The organism is Streptomyces sp. NPDC058576 (assembly GCF_042718715.1).
Taxonomy (GTDB): domain Bacteria; phylum Actinomycetota; class Actinomycetes; order Streptomycetales; family Streptomycetaceae; genus Streptomyces.
On record NZ_JBHXPF010000125.1, the window covers coordinates 1 to 3,137 of the forward strand.

At 72.1% G+C, this 3,137-nt stretch carries 3 protein-coding genes; all 3 read left to right on the forward strand.

Annotated features, from left to right (window positions below; all coding sequences use genetic code 11):
- Window positions 1-191: 191 nt before the first annotated feature.
- Window positions 192-887 carry a (d)CMP kinase gene (cmk, locus tag ACFWRV_RS36335; protein WP_384340456.1) on the forward strand — a complete coding sequence of 232 codons (696 nt, stop codon included), beginning with the start codon at window positions 192-194 and terminating at the stop codon, window positions 885-887.
- The gene (locus tag ACFWRV_RS36340) at window positions 884-1,540 is read left to right on the forward strand and encodes a lysophospholipid acyltransferase family protein (protein WP_384340458.1); all 657 of its coding nucleotides are present in this window, start codon (window positions 884-886) and stop codon (window positions 1,538-1,540) included. Before cmk ends, ACFWRV_RS36340 begins: the two co-directional genes overlap by 4 nt.
- A 76-nt stretch (window positions 1,541-1,616) precedes the next feature.
- Complete coding sequence (gene der, locus ACFWRV_RS36345; RefSeq protein WP_384340460.1) at window positions 1,617-3,086, forward strand: ribosome biogenesis GTPase Der; 1,470 nt, start codon at window positions 1,617-1,619, stop codon at window positions 3,084-3,086.
- The last annotated feature ends 51 nt before the right edge of the window (window positions 3,087-3,137 follow it).

The following is a 3,137-nucleotide window of genomic DNA, read 5'->3' on the forward strand; positions in this document are numbered from 1 at the left end:
GGGCCCGCCCCCCCCGGACCGGGGCTGGCCTACCCGCGGCGCCCCCCGCCGCCGCGGGGGGGGCGCCCCCCCCCCCGGGCGGGGGGGGGGGGCGCCTCCCCCGTACGGGGTACAAGGGCACGTCCGGCACTCGGTAACCTGGTACGAGGCCGTCCCCTGGCCCGTCCCTCCCCACCCCGTGTACCAGGAAGGTGTCCACCACCGTGGAAACCGCACGCTCCTCCGTGATCGTCGCCATCGACGGGCCCTCGGGCACCGGCAAGTCGAGCACCTCCAAGGCCGTCGCCGCCAAGCTCGGCCTGAGCTACCTGGACACGGGCGCGCAGTACCGGGCCATCACCTGGTGGATGCTGAACAACGGCATCGACGTGAGCAACCCGGAGGAGATCGCCACCGCCGCCGCCAAGCCCGTGATCGTCTCCGGCACCGACCCCGCCGCCCCGACGATCACCGTCGACGGCGAGGACGCCTCGGGCCCGATCCGCACCCAGGAGGTCACCTCGAAGGTCAGCGCCGTCAGCGCGGTCCCCGAGGTGCGCACGCTCATCACCGCGCTCCAGCGCTCCATCGCCGCGGCCGCCACCGGCGGCATCGTCGTCGAGGGCCGGGACATCGGCACCACCGTGCTGCCCGACGCCGACCTCAAGATCTTCCTCACCGCCTCCCCGGAGGCCCGCGCCGCCCGCCGCAGCGGCGAGGTCAAGGGCTCCGACCTGACCGCCACCCGCGAGGCCCTGATCAAGCGGGACGCCGCCGACTCCGGCCGCAAGACCTCCCCGCTCGCCCAGGCCGACGACGCCGTCGAGGTGGACACCACCGAGCTGAGCCTCCAGCAGGTCATCGAGTGCGTCGTCACCCTCGTCGAGGGGAAGCGGGTCGCCGCGTGAGCGATGCCACAGGCGCGCCCACGCTGCGCGGAGCGGCCGTCGGGCGGTCCATCGGCATCGGCCTGATGTACGGGCTGTGGAAGCCCCGGGTGCTCGGCGCCTGGCGCGTGCCCGCCGCCGGACCCGTCATACTCGCGGTGAACCACTCCCACAACATCGACGGACCGATGCTGATGGGCACCGCACCCCGGCCGGTGCACTTCCTGATCAAGAAGGAGGCGTTCGTCGGCCCCCTCGACCCGTTCCTGCACGGAATCGGGCAGATCGAGGTGGACCGCACGACCGTCGACCGCACCGCCATCAGCCACGCGATCGGCGTGCTGGAGGACGGCGGCATCCTCGGGATCTTCCCGGAGGGCACCCGCGGTGAAGGAGACTTCGCCTCGCTGCGGGCCGGACTGGCGTATTTCGCGGTCCGGGGCGGGGCGCCGATCGTCCCCGTGGCCGTCCTGGGAAGCACCGAGCGCCGCGGACGGTTGATACGGGGGCTGCCCCCGCTGCGCAGCCGGGTCGACGTCGTCTTCGGCGACGCGTTCGACGCGAGCGCCGGCGACGGGCGGCGTACGCGCAGGGCGCTGGACGAGGCGACCCTGCGGATCCAGGCGAAGCTGACCGCCCACCTGGAGAGCGCCAAGCGCCTCACCGGGCGATAGGCCAGACTTGAGTACTTGAGTAGTGGGCCGCGCTGATCGCGGCCCATCGATGATGATGCAAAGAGGAACGGACTTCATGAACGACCAGATTCACTCCGACGGCTCGGGCCACGAGCACGGAGAACTTGGCGATGCCGAGTACGCGCAGTTCATGGAGCTCGCCGCGCAGGAAGGCTTCGACCCCGAGGAGGTCGAGGGCGCCCTCGACGAGGCCGGTCACGGCCCGCTCCCCGTGCTCGCCGTCGTCGGCCGCCCCAATGTCGGCAAGTCGACCCTGGTGAACCGGATCATCGGCCGCCGCGAGGCCGTCGTGCAGGACAAGCCCGGCGTCACCCGTGACCGCGTCAGCTACGAGGCCGAATGGGCCGGCCGCCGCTTCAAGGTCGTCGACACCGGCGGCTGGGAGCAGGACGTGCTGGGCCTCGACGCCTCCGTCGCCGCCCAGGCCGAGTACGCCATCGAGACGGCCGACGCGGTCGTCTTTGTCGTCGACTCGACCGTCGGCGCCACCGACACCGACGAGGCCGTCGTCAAGCTTCTGCGCCGGGCCGGCAAGCCCGTCGTCCTCTGCGCCAACAAGGTCGACGGCCAGAGCGGCGAGGCGGACGCCACCGCCCTGTGGTCGCTGGGCCTCGGCGAGCCCTACCCGGTCTCCTCGCTGCACGGCCGCGGCACCGGCGACATGCTGGACGCCGTCCTGGAGGCCCTGCCGGACGCCCCGGCCCAGAAGTTCGGCACGGCCCTCGGCGGCCCCCGCCGCATCGCCCTGATCGGCCGCCCGAACGTCGGCAAGTCCTCCCTGCTGAACAAGGTCGCGGGTGAGGACCGGGTCGTCGTCAACGAGCTGGCGGGCACCACCCGCGACCCGGTCGACGAGCTGATCAACCTCGGCGGCATCACCTGGAAGTTCATCGACACGGCCGGTATCCGCCGCCGCGTCCACCTCCAGGAAGGCGCGGACTACTACGCCTCGCTGCGTACGGCCGCCGCCGTGGAGAAGGCCGAGGTCGCCGTCGTCCTGATCGACTCCAGCGAGTCCATCAGCGTCCAGGACCAGCGCATCATCACCATGGCCGTGGAGGCCGGGCGCGCCCTCGTCGTCGCCTTCAACAAGTGGGACACCCTCGACGAGGAGCGCCGCTACTACCTGGAGCGCGAGATCGAGACGGAGCTCGCGCAGATCGCCTGGGCCCCGCGCGTCAACGTCTCGGCCGTCACCGGCCGGCACATGGAGAAGCTGGTCCCGGCGATCGAGACCGCGATCGACGGCTGGGAGACCCGCGTTCCCACCGGGCGGCTCAACGCCTTCCTCGGTGAGATCGTCGCCTCCCATCCGCACCCGATCCGCGGCGGCAAGCAGCCGCGCATCCTCTTCGGCACCCAGGCGGGCACCAAGCCCCCGCGCTTCGTGCTCTTCGCCTCCGGCTTCCTGGAGCACGGCTACCGCCGCTTCGTCGAGCGCCGGCTGCGCGAGGAGTTCGGTTTCGAGGGCACCCCGATCCACATCTCCGTCCGGGTCCGCGAGAAGCGCGGCCGCAACAAGTAGCACCTGCGCACGACGAAGCCCTGGACCGCTCTCGCGAGAGCGGTCCAGGGC